Origin of the sequence: Bacillus cereus group sp. MG4, from assembly GCF_040460055.1 — a bacterium.
In the GTDB taxonomy this organism is placed as follows: domain Bacteria; phylum Bacillota; class Bacilli; order Bacillales; family Bacillaceae_G; genus Bacillus_A; species Bacillus_A wiedmannii.
Window position 1 is genome coordinate 4,931,523 of sequence record NZ_JARVGZ010000001.1, and the last position, 14,971, is coordinate 4,946,493.

The following is a 14,971-nucleotide window of genomic DNA, read 5'->3' on the forward strand; positions in this document are numbered from 1 at the left end:
TTTGAGAAAAACATGACAAAGTAGCGGTTGATTTTGTAAAATGATGTCGAGGACATTATATCCTGTTCAAAAAAAATACATAGTTTTGGAAAAAAATTGAACAAACTTTATTATTCTTGTGAAGCATAATATGGGAAGTGAAACATTTAGAAGATTGCTTAAATAAACGAGAATAGCGCAACATACTAGTGTAGAAGGGTAGGTGTAAACCGTTGTGGTAAAAGTACGCAACGGGTAGAAATGGAAAATGAATCAAGAATTTTAATTGTAGACGATGAGGATCGTATTCGTCGTTTGTTGAAAATGTATTTAGAAAGAGAACAATACACAATTGAAGAAGCGGACAATGGTGATACAGCTTTAGAAATGGCACTGCAAAATGATTACGATTTAATCCTATTAGATCTTATGATGCCAGGTAAAGATGGTATTGAAGTGTGTAAAGGGGTTCGTGAGAAAAAAGCGACGCCAATTATTATGTTGACAGCGAAGGGTGAAGAAGTAAACCGAGTACAAGGGTTTGAGGTAGGAACTGATGATTATATTGTGAAACCATTTAGCCCACGTGAAGTAGTGCTTCGTGTGAAAGCGGTCTTACGCCGTTCTGTACCAACAACGTTCTTTACACAAGATACAACGACAAAAGATGTTACTGTGTTCCCTCATTTAACAATTGATAATGATGCACACCGTGTTACAGCAGATGGTAATGAAGTAAACTTAACACCGAAAGAGTACGAATTACTATTATTCTTAGCGAAAGCGCCTGATAAGGTATTTGATCGTGAGCAATTGTTAAAAGAAGTATGGCAATATGAATTCTTCGGAGATTTACGTACAGTTGATACGCATGTAAAGCGTTTACGTGAGAAGTTAAGCAAAAAATCACCAGATGCTGCGAAGATGATTGTTACCGTTTGGGGCGTAGGTTACAAATTTGAGGTTGTGAGCGACTGATGCTTTGGAGAAGTGTAGTAGGGAAGTTATGGATGACTATCTTACTTCTCGTTTCGTTTGTTCTTGGATTTGTTGCGATTTTACTTTCACAGTTTTTTAGAACATATTATGTTGATATGAGTGAAGCTAGGCTTCAAAAAGTTGCAACAAGTGTTTCAGAGTTAATTGAAGAAGGTGCCGATGTAAAAACGATTGAGAATATCGCGTACAAATTCTCTGATCCCCTTTCAAGGATTATTATTGTAGAAGATGGTAAAGAAATATCTTCTTCGCCGAAACAAGAAGGGTTAGTCACTCTTACAATGGATGATTTGAAAGAAGATAAAGAATTAGCGGCTGTTTTTACAGACAAAAAAGAAATTAAGAATAACATTAGAAAAGCCTCTAATAGTAGAAAGAATAAAAACACTGAAAATGATATTATGATTGTCGGAAAACCAGTGCATTCAAAAAATCAAAGTGCAGTGTTCGTATACGAATCTTTACAAGTACCGATACAAGGTATGGAGAGAACGACTGATTTTATATTCTTATCAGCAGGGATTGCGATTATATTAACAACGTTCTTTGCATTCTTCTTATCTACTCGAATTACAGCACCACTCCGTAAAATGCGTGAGGTTGCTTTTGAGGTCGCGCGTGGGAAGTTTGATGCGAAAGCACCTATGGTATCTCAGGATGAGATTGGTGAGCTTGCAACGGCCTTAAATCAAATGGGGAAACAGTTGAAGTTTAATATGAATGCCTTGCAGCAAGAAAAAGAACAGTTAGCAAGTATTTTAAGTAGTATGGCAGATGGGGTTATTACGTTAAATCAAGAAGGTGAAGTCGTTGTAATTAATCCGCCGGCTGAACATTTCTTACAAGTTTGGCAAGAGGAAAAGGAAGTAGAGCTCAGTAAAAAACTACCTTCTGAACTTGTTGAACTATTCCATCTCGTTGTAGAAAGTGAACAACAACAAGTGGTTGAAATTAATTTACAAAAAGGGAACTATGTAGTTCTTATGACGCCGCTTTACAACCAAACGAAAATTCGTGGTGCTGTAGCTGTATTACGTGATATGACGGAAGAACGCCGTCTTGAGAAGATGCGTCAAGACTTTATTGCAAACGTATCACATGAACTTCGTACACCGATGGTAATGCTTCAAGGGTATAGTGAAGCGATTTTAGATGATATTGTGCAAACGAAAGAAGAAATTAATGAGTTTGTTCAAATCATTTATGATGAATCTGTTCGTTTAGGTAAACTTGTAAATGAACTATTAGATTTAGCGCGTATGGAAAGTGGTAATGTAGAGTTACATATAGGTGAAGTTGATATTCATCCTTTCGTTGAAAAAATAGGTCGTAAATTCCAAGGAATTGCAAAGGATAAAGAAGTCACATTAACGGTTGATTTCCAAAATCCAATTGAGCAATACCCATTTGATGCAGATCGTATGGAACAAGTATTGACGAATTTAATTGATAACGCAATTCGTCATACGAATGCAGGCGGACATGTAACGCTTGTAATTAATACGATAAATAATGGTCTTACTTTTGAAGTACAAGATTCGGGCGCTGGCATTCCAGAAGAAGATATTCCATTTTTATTTGATCGTTTCTACAAAGCTGATAAAGCAAGAACACGTGGGAAAAAAGGTGGAACAGGGCTCGGGCTTGCGATTGCAAAAAACATTGTGCAAGGCCATGATGGTAAAATTGCTGTTTCAAGTGTTGTTGGAGAGGGAACTACATTCTCTGTATATTTACCAAATCGTATAATTTAGATATGTGTTTTTAAAGTTGATAATGAATAAAGTTCTACTGTTTTTTATTTTTTTGTAAAATCAATTAAATAAATAACAGTAGAACTTTTTTTCTATCTTAGTCGAATGAAGAATAGCAAGAGGGGTGTCGTGAAGCGATGAAATTATACACGAAAACAGGAGATAAAGGGACAACAAGTGTAATAGGCGGCAGAGTGGATAAAGATAATATCCGAGTTGAAGCATATGGCACGATAGATGAGGCGAATTCTCATATTGGATATGCAATGACTAAGCTACAAGGCGTATCTTTTGGAGATATTTACAATGAACTTGAAAATATTCAACATGAACTATTTGATTGCGGGGGAGACTTAGCGATAGTAGAGGGGAAAATTCCTTATAAAGTAACGGTTGAAATGGTTGAAAGCTTAGAAAGAAGGATTGATTCGTATATAGAAGAAGCACCGCCGTTAGAGCGTTTTATTTTACCGGGTGGAAGCGAAGCGGCAGCTGCTATTCATATTGCACGTACAGTTGTAAGGCGAGCAGAACGATGTGTAGTGTCCTTGCAAAAAGAAGGGGAAATAAATAAAGTTGTTCTAAAGTATGTAAATAGATTATCTGATTATTTGTTTGCGGTAGCTAGAGTAATAAACGCTCGATTACAAGTAAAAGATGTGGAGTATAATCGCAGTGCAATCGTTTTTCGTGATAAAAACGAGAAGGAAGTGGAGTGATTCACTTTCTTTTTTTGTATACTTTTTTCTGTAATATACCAAAATAAGAGAAGGTATGGTGTTAATTAGAAAACGGAGGATGTATATGAAAGTGTTAAAATGTGGCGTCATGTTATTGGCGGTATTGTTTTTATCTCAATTACATGTGTACGCAGAGGGAAATCAATGGACATGGCCTGTTGAAGGGCAGATAAGTGATTATTTTGGGACAAGGCATGGAAAACACTACGGTATAGATATAGCAGCACCGATTGGCACGCCTGTGGCAGCTATTCAAGAAGGTAAGGTAACAAAGTCTTATTATTCAAGTAGTTATGGAAACGTTGTATTTATTAAACATGGAGAATATGAGGCCGTGTATGCACATTTAAATAAGAGATATGTAGTTCAAGGGGATTATATTTCAAAAGGAGAAATAATTGGAGAAGTAGGAAATACAGGAGAATCGAGAGGTGCACACTTACATTTAGAAGTTCATCAAGGAAGATGGACGATGGCGAAAAAGAATGCGATGAATCCATTGCTTGTTCTAAATGAACAGAGAAATGAAGTTGTTTCCTCATCCTTATATGTCGTCCAAAAAGGGGACACTTTAGTTAGTATTGCCCGGAAATTTAGTATGTCAGTTAAGGAAGTTAAAGAAAAAAATGGACTGCAGCAAGATCGGATTTATCCAAATCAACAATTATACGTAAAGTAAAAAAAGAGCTAGTTAAACTAGCTCTTTTTTTTACCAAAAAATAAAGACACATATAAATCCAGAAATAGCTAAGTAGCTATATAAGTAAAATACTTTCGTTCTTGTTTTTTCGTTCGTTCGAAATAGTACAATAGTCGGTTCAATTAAACCGATTGTCAAACAAAGTAAACCAAGAAGCATACAACCGATTGAAATGGAGTACAGGGCGATTTGTGGTGCTTGAAATGGAATCATCCATTTTAATAAAAATGCAATAAGTGCAGTGTAGCAAATGCTGCCGATGTATTTATTCAACGGTGCATTAGAACGGAACCCTGGAAGTTTTTTTAAGAAAGAGCGGGAAACAACTTCAGTTTGTAAAGATGTGTGCTCTTCAATTATTTTTTGAGCTTCTTTCCCTTTTTGGAAAAGGGATAATATCCAGTTTCGCTCACCTTGAAAAATAAATTGAGAAGTTGTCAAATAATGATCCACCTTCACTTTATTCCAACTCTTCCATGGGTGACGCTCACACAGTTTTAATTTACTCTCTGTTTTTTTATCATACTGATAAATACTGATGCCATCTTCATCGAAAGCAGCATAGTATGTCTCGCTTGAGAATGTGCCTAAATCAATTGGACAGTAGAAAAGTAATTCTTTTTTTAAGTAAAAGTATTCTTTTCTTAAGTTTTTTTTCATTGCTTCTCGAATAGAGTGTCTCTTTTCTTTTTTCATGACATTTCCTCCATAATCCAGAAAATGTTCTTATCTTAACAATTCAACATCTTATCACTTTTCATTATATATGACTAGGGGATTCATAGGGGAAATGCCGAATACTAAAAAATCTGGGGTGTATTGTAAAATATAGTGATTGGTTTTGATTATATAAAATTAATAACTTATTTTTAATAAGTTACGCTTTTTTTGTTCACAATACGATTATGTTGTTGTATAATAAAGTGGAAAATAGAATATCGGTCTATCTTCGGGGCAGGGTGAAAATCCCGACCGGCGGTGATGAACTATATGTGATTTTGTTCTAAGCCCGCGAGCCGTTAAGGCAGGATTTGGTGTGATTCCAAAGCCGACAGTATAGTCTGGATGGGAGAAGATGGAGGTTCAAGCGTTCAAAAAAGATATGGATTTGAACGTCTGTTTGATGTGCCTTAAATTCTCCCTTTGTGTAAAACACAAAGGGTTTTTTCGTTCTATGAAAAAGTAGGCATAGCAGAACCTTTCCACTTTCCATGAGATGATCGATGGAAAAGGAGAGAGAAAGATGAAACAAAAAAACAGTGTAGTGCAGATGGTGAGTGTAGCGATGCTAAGTAGTATTGCATATTTACTGATGATGTTGGATTTCCCGTTTCCAGGGCTTCCGCCATTTTTAAAAATTGATTTTAGTGATGTACCAGCCCTAATTGCAGCAATTATTTTCGGGCCAGTTGCAGGGATAATTGTAGAGGCGATAAAGAATATTTTACATTACGGGATTCAAGGGAGTTTAACGGGAGTGCCAGTTGGAGAAATTGCTAACTTTATTGCAGGATGTTTATTTATTGGACCGGCAGCTTTCTTATTTAGAAAGTATCGTACTGTTAAGAGTTTAACGACAGGATTAATGCTAGGGACAATTACAATGGCGCTCATTATGAGTGTATTAAATTACATCATTATATTCCCAGCTTACACTTGGTTTTTAAATTCACCAGCTATGTCTAGCGAGGCTATAAGAACAACGGTTGTAACGGCAATCTTACCATTTAATTTGATTAAAGGAATTGTTGTGACAATTGTATTTGTAGCATTATTCTCACGCCTGAAAGTATGGGTGTTTGCAAAAATGAAAAATGCATAAAATATAAAATAAAACCATTAGTAGTATGGAACTACTAGTGGTTTTTTATTAAGTAGAATGAAAATAGAAAACAAAAAATATCCCTCATATGAATGAGGGATATTTTTTGAAGTTAATAAAAGACTATTCGAATTTTAAAGAGTCGCCATCAAATGATTCATCAGCAACTTTAATTGAGTCAGTTGGACAACCTTCGAATGCATCCATCATATCTTCAATTAATACATCTGGAATTTCAACGATACCTTGGTTATCGTCTAACGTTACAAATGCAATACCTTCATCATCATAATCATAAATGTCTGGTGCAGCAGCGCCGCAAGCACCACATGCGATACAAGTATCTTTATCAACGATTGTATATTTTGCCATCTTTTTTCCCTCCTGATAATATGTATGTGAAAAGCTCGCCATAAAAATTATAACCTTATTGTAAAACGGTTTTTAAAACTTTTCAACATAAAATTATAATGATAATCCTTATCAATTAGAGTGTCAACTAATTTTTGCATTATGTCATAAGATTTTCAAAATACGTAAATGTTATTTCGTTTGGTACAATATACTATATACAAGTACATAGTGCCGATATGATAAGTTTAATGAGAGTGCAATCATACTAAAAAGTAATTAAGCTAGATTGAAAGGTGGAAGCGGTAATGCAACTACAATATACTTTATTGTATTGTTTAAATCAATTGAATGGTGAAAGGACCGTTTCTTCTATTTATTATTTATTAAAAGGAAAACGATCTTCGCAAACGTTACAAGATGGAAATATGTTCCGAATTTCATTTTTGTTTGGAATATATAAATCGTTAAATAGAACAGACTATAATCGGGAAGTTGCAAAGTTGTTGCAAGTAGATTTGATTCGAGAAATACATGAAAATACATATTTGTTAACATCTAAAGGTAAAATGCAGTTACATACATGGGAGGAAGTGTATGCTTTTCCCACGTATTTACATGGTTTACACTATGGTGAATTAGGTGAAACATTTTGGAAACGATTATCATTAATTATTCAAACTATATCTAATTTACAACAGAATAATACGAAGTTTATTCCCATTCAACAAGATACAGAAATAATGATGTGGGTAAAACGTTTTTTAACAGGTATACCATATAGGCGAAGTGAATTGGCTAAAAGATTATGGAAAGAAATACATAATCTTTTAGGAAAAGGTGATGTGGTAGAAGCGACGATTGTAACATATAGATTAACAGGATATGAACGTATCGGTTGTACATTGCAGCAATTAGCGGAAATTACGAAACAAGATATATTCCGGGTGTATTTTTTATTTTGGGGTACAATTCACTTCTTTATACAAGAAGTTCACGATAAAGAAAATGAATTTCCGCTATTGGCTGAGATTATCTCTTATCCAAATGAGAGAGCTGAATTATTTAGTTTATCAACGAAAAAAACATATAATTTTTGGAGACAAGGACGCTCTTTAGATGAAATAGCGACAATTAGAAATTTAAAGGTTGCAACGATAGAAGATCATTTTGTTGAAATTGCTTTGCGGGAAAAAGAGTTTTCAATCGAGATGTTTATGGAAAAAGACAAAATAGATAAAGTAACAAAAGTAATTGAGACATTACAAACACGTAAGTTGCGTGAGTTGAAACAAGCGGTTGGAGAGGGTATCTCTTATTTTGAAGTTCGTCTTGTATTGGCGCGGATGGAGGGTATAAATGAAGCTTGAGGAATATTTATATAGATGGTTTGGATATTCTGAATTTCGTACAGGGCAAAAAGGGGTAATTACAGATTTATTAGAAGGAAAAGATGTTATAGCAATGCTCCCGACTGGAAGGGGGAAGTCTATGTGCTATCAACTTCCAGGGCTAATGCAAGAAGGAACCGTGCTTGTTGTATCACCATTATTATCTTTGATGGAAGATCAAGTTACACAATTAAAGTATGTTGTGAAAAACCGAGTAATAGCATTTAATAGTTTTCGGACATTACATGAAAAAAGAGAAGCGATGAAAAAATTAGCTTCATATAAATTTATTTTTGTTTCACCAGAGATGTTGCAGTCGGAAGTGTTAATAAGAGAATTGAAGAAAGTTCATATTTCATTATTTGTTGTGGATGAGGCTCATTGTATTTCACAATGGGGTTATGATTTTAGGCCAGACTATAAAAAACTAAATGTAGTCATTGAAAATATCGGGTCTCCTACGGTGCTAGCATTAACGGCAACAGCGACAAAAGATGTACTCCGAGATATAGCAGAGAGTTTAGATTTGAAGAAAGTGACGCAGCATGTATACTCTATTGATCGTCCGAATATTGCGATGGAAGTACAATTTGTGGAGACGATAGAAGAGAAGAAAGAAGCGCTTTTGAACCAGGTGATGTATTTACAAGGGCCAGGGATTGTATATTGTTCAAGCAGAGCGTGGACAGAACGTTTAACGGAGTATTTAAGAGGAAAAGGCGTGACTGGTGTTGCTTTTTATCATGGTGGTATGGAACATGAAGAGCGTATGTTAATTCAACAGCAGTTTATGAATGACCAGTTGCAGATTGTAATATGTACAAGTGCTTTTGGTATGGGAGTAAATAAGTCGAATACGAGCTATATTATTCATTTTCATTATCCGACTAATATAGCTTCCTATTTACAAGAAATCGGAAGAGCTGGAAGAGATGGTGAACCGAGTATAGCTATCTTACTATGTAGTCCGTTAGATCACGATTTACCAATTTCAATAATTGAAGATGAATTGCCAAGTCAGTCGCAAATACAATTTTTATTCTCTTTACTACAAGAAAGAATGTTTCAAACGAAAGAATTACCAATAGAAGAGGTAGAAGAAATTTGTTATAATGCAGCAAGATTTAATGAACAATATTGGCGCTTCATCCGCTATCATCTTGAACAGCTTGGAATCATACAACAGCGAAAATTAAAATTAGAGGGCTTGTCAGATGAAATTATGAACAGATTAATAGCTGAAGTAGAAATAAGGCTACGTAATAAATATAGTGAGCTAGAAAACATGAAATCGTGGATACAAGTGAAAGAATGTAGGCGTGAATATTTGTTACAACAGTTCGGTTATAGAAAAGAGAACGAGTTGAAAAATTGCTGTGACTATTGTGGTATTACAAAAACAGATTATAAAAAAAGACAAGCGCAACAATCGGATTTCGACTATAATTGGGAAACAGAGTTACAAAAGCTTTTCGGTCTAGAAAAGATGGGGGAATGATGAACATTCAAAGGCATAATATTGAAGATATGAGTCCGAAAGAAATAAGGCTGAATCTGTATATCACACAGTTCATTATTATCGGTATCGGTTGTTTACTAGCATATGTATTATTCCGAGATATAAAATCGGTGTATAGTCTGTGGAAGTGGGAACCGGTGTCTATACTTATAATAGGTGGCTTGTTGGCGATTGGTATTGTGTTATTAGATTATGTTGCAATGCGAGTATTTCCAGAGTCTTGGTTTGATGATGGTGGTATTAACGATAAGATGTTTCAAGGAATGTCAGTTATGCACCTACTCGTTATTACGTTCATTATCGGCTTTGCAGAAGAATTTTTATTTAGAGGTGTAGTGCAGACGCACTTTGGAATTGTAATAGCTAGTTTAGTATTTGCAGTGTTACATATTCGGTATATAACAAAGCCATTTTTGTTTTGTTTCGTCTGTTTCATTAGTTTTGTCTTTGGTTATGTATTTGAATGGACAGGAAATTTATTTATAACAATCTTTGCACACTTTCTTGTTGATTTTATAATGGGACTCCAATTAAGAAAATAAATGGAAGGTGGTGGTGAACAACATGAGAAAACGAATTCCTGATTTCGAAGAGGAATTAGAAGTTGAGCGAGTGGAAGAAAAAGAAAGTTTACCGCCGCGTAGTGAAATTCATAGAAATAAAGAGAAAAAAGAAAAGTTTAAAATGAATCATATTTTCGTCCGAGTTTTAACATTTCTATTCATATTACTACCAATTAGTATCTTATGGTATACAGATAAATATATTCAGGTGAAAAGTGATGGTAATAACGCTGGGAAAAGTGCGTTTGAGGTCATTTTCTTTGATTCAGCTAAATCTGGGTCTGAGGCAACAACTGAGAAAGTAGTAACGCATACGGTAAAAGAAGGAGAAACTTTAGAAAGTATAGCGAAGCAATATTTTTCAGATGAAACTGGGATTGAAGTGATTAAAAAGTATAATGATTTACAAGAAGATGAAGTGAATGTAGGTCAAGAAATAAAAATTCCGATAAAAGATAAGTCCGCAAAACAGGATAGCTAGTAACATACCTACTATAAAAACTGAGGATTATCTTTCTGCGGAAGGGAGTGAAAAATATATGATATGGATTATCTTATTAAGTGCTCTCATATGTATTGGTATTATATTTCTTCTTGTAATGTATACAGAAGCGATGCGTAATACTGTGTTAGAACATACTTTACTTTTTGAAGAATTTCCGAAAAGTTTTCAAAAAGTAAAGGTGTTTTTTATTTCTGATATTCATAGAAGGGTCATTTCAAGTTCATTAATTGAACAAGTAAAAGGAAAAGTAGACCTTGTAATTATTGGCGGTGATTTAGCGGAAAGAGGCGTCCCTTTATCGAAAATTTCTGCGAATATACAAAAGTTAAGAGCGTTAGCTCCTGTATATTTTGTGTGGGGAAATAATGATTATGAGATTGAATATCATGAATTAGATGCTTTGTTATTAGAAAATAATGTGAAAGTTTTAGATAATACAAGAGTTGTATTTGAATCTGAACTAGGAGAAAAAATTTGTTTACTCGGTGTAGATGATGTTGGTTTGAAGCGTGATCGTTTAGATTTAGCTTTGGCTGATTGCAAAGAAGATGGTTTTCGCATATTGATTAGCCATAACCCTGATATAATAAATAAAATGTCTGGAAAAGAACAAATTTCACTTGTGTTAAGTGGACATACACATGGAGGACAGATTCGATTATTCCCATCTAAAAAATATTTAAAAGGTGGCGTATATAAGCATTCAAATATGACTCTTTTTGTTAGTAATGGGTATGGAACAACGTTGATTCCACTTCGCTTCCGAGCACCTGCTCAAACACATATTATTACGTTATGCGGAGGGAAATGATGCCAACTCTAAACGGGAAATATAACATAAAAGCTGTTTCGAATATAATTGGAATTCAGCCGAGTACGCTTCGTGCATGGGAAAGACGATATCAAATTATTGCCCCAAAGCGGAATCATGCGGGGCATCGATTATATACAGAAGAGCATATTCAAATTTTGAAATGGTTAATGGACAAGGTTTCTTCTGGCATGATGATTGGACAAGCAGTTCAATTATTAGAAGGGAATCGTTTGCAGAGTAATGTTCAAAAAGAAATACATTACGATAGAGAAGTTGTTTTAGTGGACGATTTACTGCAAGCTTTGTTAAAATTTGATGAAATTACAACTTCTGCATTGTTAAACGAGGCTTTCAGTATTTATGCAACAGAAAAAGTAATAGCAAGTATTGTTCTTCAAATGTCAAATAAATTGTTAACGTTAAAAAATAATAATGAAGTTACAATGGTGCAATTCCAATATGTCGTATCATTTTTACAAACTCGTCTAGGAATGGTGTATCATAATGCATCATCATTTTCTTCTATACACAAAGTTGTCGTGTTAGAAAATACTATGTTGAAAGGGTTTGTTTTCTCAACGTATTTACGCTTAAAGGGATATGAGGTGATATATATTAGGTCAAGCTTAGCGGAAGATGGTATTTTTTTAGCTGTTGAGCAAATACAACCTACATATGTAGTAGTCTCTTTTGATGAGGAACGAGAACTTAAGAACGCGATGAAAGACATGAATTTGTTGCAAGAAAAAAGTGAGAAACTTTCTGTTGGGTTTATAGGAGAAATAGGTGCTCGAGATCAGTTGAACATTCAAACATGCCTAATTGGTGATACGAAAGAAGAATGGGATGATTGGTTAAAAATGTTAGAATAGTTGTTCGAAAAGAACCATCTATTTTCTATTTCATATAATAAAAATTATATTCATTGGTTACGTAGGGAGGGTATGAGATGAGGCTGGAACGATTAAATTACAATAAGATAAAAATTTTCTTAACATTTGATGATTTATCTGAACGAGGATTAACGAAAGAAGATTTGTGGAGAAATGCACCGAAAGTACAGCAATTATTTCGTGATATGATGCAAGAAGCAAATAAGGAACTAGGGTTTGAAGCGGATGGTCCGATTGCAGTTGAAGTATTTTCTCTACAAGCGCAAGGAATGGTCGTAATTGTAACGAAAGAACATCAAGATGTGGATACAGATGATGAGTTCCGTGACGAGTTTATTGAAATGCAAGTGACTCTAGATGAAAGCGAGCATATACTTTATGAGTTTGCTACACTAGATGACGTAATTAACCTGTCGAATCGTTTATATAACCTTGATGTAACTGGCGGAAAACTATATACGTGGGATGGGCGTTTCTATCTTTGGATGGAAGAAGAGGAGCAAGTTCAATTACTGAAGGCAGATTTTATAGCTATTTTAGCAGAATATGGTAATCCGTCTACAGCAACTATTTATCGTCTAATGGAGTATGGTAAAGAATTAATGGCTTCTCAAGCAATTGAACAAATACACAATTACTTTGTGAAAAAACAAAACCTTAGCTAATATAACAAAGCTAAGGTTTTGTTTTTTATTTGGAGAAACATAAAATATTGGTCTGAAAATTTCAAAACGATTAATGGTATAGCGGGAATCATAAATATTTGGGCGCTCTTTACTATATTTAAAAATATCTTCTTAAGTTGTTATATATAAGTAAAATAAAAAATATTTAAATATTTAAGTATTTTACTTTTCTAAAAGCAATAAAAGGACTATAATGATAGTGAAAACGCTTGCAACAGGAAATAGTTTGTATATATTTGTTAGCGTTTTCTATTGCATTCCAAATTTAACGGTGTATACTAGGCAATGAAGGTTTACTAAACAAGTGAAATTACAGGGGGTTTACTTACTATGGTAGCCGAAAAGGGAACTCAAACAAAAACACAACAACAAAGGGAACAACATTTTGAACTATTGAATTCGACACAAATTGTTATTAGTGAAGCATTAGAAAAATTGGGTTATCCAAACGAAGTATATGAATTATTAAAAGAACCAATTCGTATGATGACAGTGAAAATACCAGTTCGTATGGATGGCGGGACTGTTAAAATATTTACAGGATATCGTGCACAACATAATGATGCTGTTGGTCCAACGAAAGGTGGAATTCGCTTCCATCCGAATGTAACAGAAAATGAAGTGAAAGCACTTTCAATCTGGATGAGTTTAAAATGTGGTATTGTTGATTTACCATACGGTGGAGGTAAAGGTGGAATTATCTGTGACCCACGTGAAATGTCATTCCGTGAGTTAGAAAGATTAAGCCGCGGTTATGTACGAGCAATTAGCCAAATCGTAGGACCGACGAAAGATATTCCAGCTCCAGATGTATTCACAAACTCTCAAATCATGGCATGGATGATGGATGAATATAGCCGTATTGATGAATTTAATTCACCAGGATTTATTACAGGTAAGCCACTTGTATTAGGTGGATCACATGGGCGTGAAACAGCAACGGCGAAAGGTGTAACAATTTGTATTCGTGAAGCTGCAAAAAAACGCGACATTGATATTAAAGGTGCACGCGTTGTTGTTCAAGGATTCGGTAATGCGGGTAGCTTCTTAGCTAAATTTATGCATGATGCAGGCGCGAAAGTTATTGCAATCTCGGATGCTTACGGTGCGTTGCATGATCCAAACGGATTAGATATTGATTATTTATTAGACCGTCGTGATAGCTTCGGTACAGTAACTAAACTATTTAATAATACAATTTCAAACAAAGAATTGTTAGAACTTGATTGCGACATTTTAGTTCCAGCTGCAATTGAGAACCAAATTACAGAAGAAAATGCTAATAATATTAAAGCGAAAATCGTTGTTGAAGCTGCAAATGGTCCAACAACATTAGAAGCAACTAAAATTTTAACAGATCGCGGAATTTTACTTGTTCCAGACGTATTAGCAAGTGCTGGCGGTGTAACAGTATCTTACTTTGAGTGGGTACAAAATAACCAAGGTTATTACTGGACTGAAGAAGAAGTAGAACAACGTTTAGAAAAAGTAATGGTAAGATCATTTGATTCTATTTATGAAACGGCACAAGTTCGTAAAGTAAATATGCGCTTAGCTGCGTATATGGTCGGTGTTCGTAAAATGGCTGAAGCAAGTCGCTTCAGAGGTTGGGTATAATATTATATCGTGAGAAAACGTGATTCCTTTCGAGGGAATCACGTTTTTTTGTTGAAGTATTAGTGTGAGGTGTTGTATATGGAAAATGAAATGATGGAACGAGTAGAACAATTAGAAGAAAAGGTTAAGAGGTTAGAGGGAGAACTCACAAGAACGATGAAAGACCGAAAAACAAGTAACGTTCGGATGTTCGGAGAAGGACTACTGTTTTTAATATTTGGTGCAGTTGTAGTAGGGCCGATTATCGCTTTTGTAATCACAATTCTTACTTGGATTGTTGAAAAATAAAATAAAAACAAAAAAGAACGCTTGTTCCATACGAACAAACGTGCTATACTTTCCTTAGATAAACAAAACGGAAATGATTTTAAGGAGAGATAAATGATGAAAATGACAGTAGACCAAAGATTTATGATGCCAGCAGATGTTGTAGAACGAGTGGAAGTATTAAGAAACAAACAAAGTAAGCGTGGCACATTATTACAATCAGTAAATAAATTTTTCGGTTTAGATACGAAAGAAGATTGTGTTTGGTTTTACGGTTTTTATGGAGTTGCTGTAAGTATTTTATTATTTATGGTATTCACATCAAATATTTTCGATTTTCTCTTCGCGTAAGAAATATGCGATAAGGACAT

Annotated in this window: 17 protein-coding genes and 1 riboswitch; of the genes, 15 read left to right on the top strand and 2 right to left on the bottom strand. The window is 34.6% G+C overall.

Annotation, left to right across the window (positions count from 1 at the left end; genetic code table 11):
* Positions 1-240: 240 nt before the first annotated feature.
* From resD to QCI41_RS26060, 4 genes are all read left to right on the top strand, one after another.
* Positions 241-957 carry a DNA-binding response regulator ResD gene (resD, locus tag QCI41_RS26045; RefSeq protein ID WP_098343591.1) on the top strand — a complete coding sequence of 239 codons (717 nt, stop codon included), beginning with the start codon at positions 241-243 and terminating at the stop codon, positions 955-957.
* Complete coding sequence (resE, locus tag QCI41_RS26050; RefSeq protein WP_088083022.1) at positions 957-2,732, top strand: sensor histidine kinase ResE; 1,776 nt, start codon at positions 957-959, stop codon at positions 2,730-2,732. Before resD ends, resE begins: the two co-directional genes overlap by 1 nt.
* Positions 2,733-2,869: 137 nt before the next feature.
* Positions 2,870-3,451, top strand: coding sequence for a cob(I)yrinic acid a,c-diamide adenosyltransferase (locus QCI41_RS26055; RefSeq protein ID WP_353836307.1), 582 nt, complete (start codon positions 2,870-2,872; stop codon positions 3,449-3,451).
* Positions 3,452-3,536: 85 nt separating this feature from the next.
* The gene (locus QCI41_RS26060) at positions 3,537-4,151 is read left to right on the top strand and encodes a peptidoglycan DD-metalloendopeptidase family protein (RefSeq protein WP_353836306.1); all 615 of its coding nucleotides are present in this window, start codon (positions 3,537-3,539) and stop codon (positions 4,149-4,151) included.
* A 30-nt stretch (positions 4,152-4,181) separates the two neighbouring features.
* On the opposite strand, the gene QCI41_RS26065 is transcribed toward QCI41_RS26060, so the two are convergent.
* Positions 4,182-4,868 carry a hypothetical protein gene (locus QCI41_RS26065; RefSeq protein WP_000711800.1) on the bottom strand — a complete coding sequence of 229 codons (687 nt, stop codon included), beginning with the start codon at positions 4,866-4,868 and terminating at the stop codon, positions 4,182-4,184.
* A gap of 245 nt (positions 4,869-5,113) precedes the next feature.
* Positions 5,114-5,253: riboswitch (FMN riboswitch) on the top strand.
* A gap of 162 nt (positions 5,254-5,415) precedes the next feature.
* On the opposite strand from QCI41_RS26065, the gene QCI41_RS26070 reads away from it, so the two are divergent.
* Entirely contained in the window at positions 5,416-5,994 is a 579-nt protein-coding gene (locus QCI41_RS26070; protein ID WP_000810851.1) for an ECF transporter S component, read from the top strand.
* 123 nt (positions 5,995-6,117) lie between these two features.
* On the opposite strand, the gene QCI41_RS26075 is transcribed toward QCI41_RS26070, so the two are convergent.
* Positions 6,118-6,366: a ferredoxin gene (locus QCI41_RS26075; RefSeq protein ID WP_001151994.1), complete on the bottom strand. Its 249-nt coding sequence runs from the start codon at positions 6,364-6,366 to the stop codon at positions 6,118-6,120.
* A 287-nt stretch (positions 6,367-6,653) separates the two neighbouring features.
* On the opposite strand from QCI41_RS26075, the gene QCI41_RS26080 reads away from it, so the two are divergent.
* The 10 genes from QCI41_RS26080 (at position 6,654) to QCI41_RS26125 (ending at position 14,951) form a co-directional block, all read left to right on the top strand.
* Entirely contained in the window at positions 6,654-7,715 is a 1,062-nt protein-coding gene (locus QCI41_RS26080; protein ID WP_353836305.1) for a YpbB family protein, read from the top strand.
* Positions 7,705-9,234 carry a RecQ family ATP-dependent DNA helicase gene (locus QCI41_RS26085; RefSeq protein ID WP_353836304.1) on the top strand — a complete coding sequence of 510 codons (1,530 nt, stop codon included), beginning with the start codon at positions 7,705-7,707 and terminating at the stop codon, positions 9,232-9,234. Before QCI41_RS26080 ends, QCI41_RS26085 begins: the two co-directional genes overlap by 11 nt.
* A complete protein-coding gene (locus QCI41_RS26090; RefSeq protein ID WP_001025770.1) occupies positions 9,234-9,797 on the top strand; it encodes a CPBP family intramembrane glutamic endopeptidase in 564 nt (187 codons plus the stop codon). The genes QCI41_RS26085 and QCI41_RS26090 overlap by 1 nt, the downstream gene beginning before the upstream one ends.
* A gap of 22 nt (positions 9,798-9,819) precedes the next feature.
* Positions 9,820-10,299, top strand: coding sequence for a LysM peptidoglycan-binding domain-containing protein (locus QCI41_RS26095; protein WP_353836303.1), 480 nt, complete (start codon positions 9,820-9,822; stop codon positions 10,297-10,299).
* Between the two features lie 58 nt (positions 10,300-10,357).
* Complete coding sequence (locus QCI41_RS26100) at positions 10,358-11,134, top strand: metallophosphoesterase (RefSeq protein WP_060489594.1); 777 nt, start codon at positions 10,358-10,360, stop codon at positions 11,132-11,134.
* Complete coding sequence (locus QCI41_RS26105) at positions 11,134-12,009, top strand: MerR family transcriptional regulator (RefSeq protein ID WP_353836302.1); 876 nt, start codon at positions 11,134-11,136, stop codon at positions 12,007-12,009. The genes QCI41_RS26100 and QCI41_RS26105 overlap by 1 nt, the downstream gene beginning before the upstream one ends.
* Positions 12,010-12,086: 77 nt before the next feature.
* Positions 12,087-12,695 (top strand): genetic competence negative regulator, encoded by a 609-nt coding sequence (locus QCI41_RS26110; RefSeq protein WP_001235391.1) that lies wholly within the window; start codon positions 12,087-12,089, stop codon positions 12,693-12,695.
* Positions 12,696-13,046: 351 nt separating this feature from the next.
* Positions 13,047-14,333: an NAD-specific glutamate dehydrogenase gene (gudB, locus tag QCI41_RS26115; RefSeq protein ID WP_353836301.1), complete on the top strand. Its 1,287-nt coding sequence runs from the start codon at positions 13,047-13,049 to the stop codon at positions 14,331-14,333.
* Between the two features lie 78 nt (positions 14,334-14,411).
* Positions 14,412-14,621 (top strand): hypothetical protein, encoded by a 210-nt coding sequence (locus QCI41_RS26120; RefSeq protein WP_353836300.1) that lies wholly within the window; start codon positions 14,412-14,414, stop codon positions 14,619-14,621.
* 93 nt (positions 14,622-14,714) lie between these two features.
* The gene (locus tag QCI41_RS26125) at positions 14,715-14,951 is read left to right on the top strand and encodes a DUF3961 domain-containing protein (RefSeq protein ID WP_001983018.1); all 237 of its coding nucleotides are present in this window, start codon (positions 14,715-14,717) and stop codon (positions 14,949-14,951) included.
* The last annotated feature ends 20 nt before the right edge of the window (positions 14,952-14,971 follow it).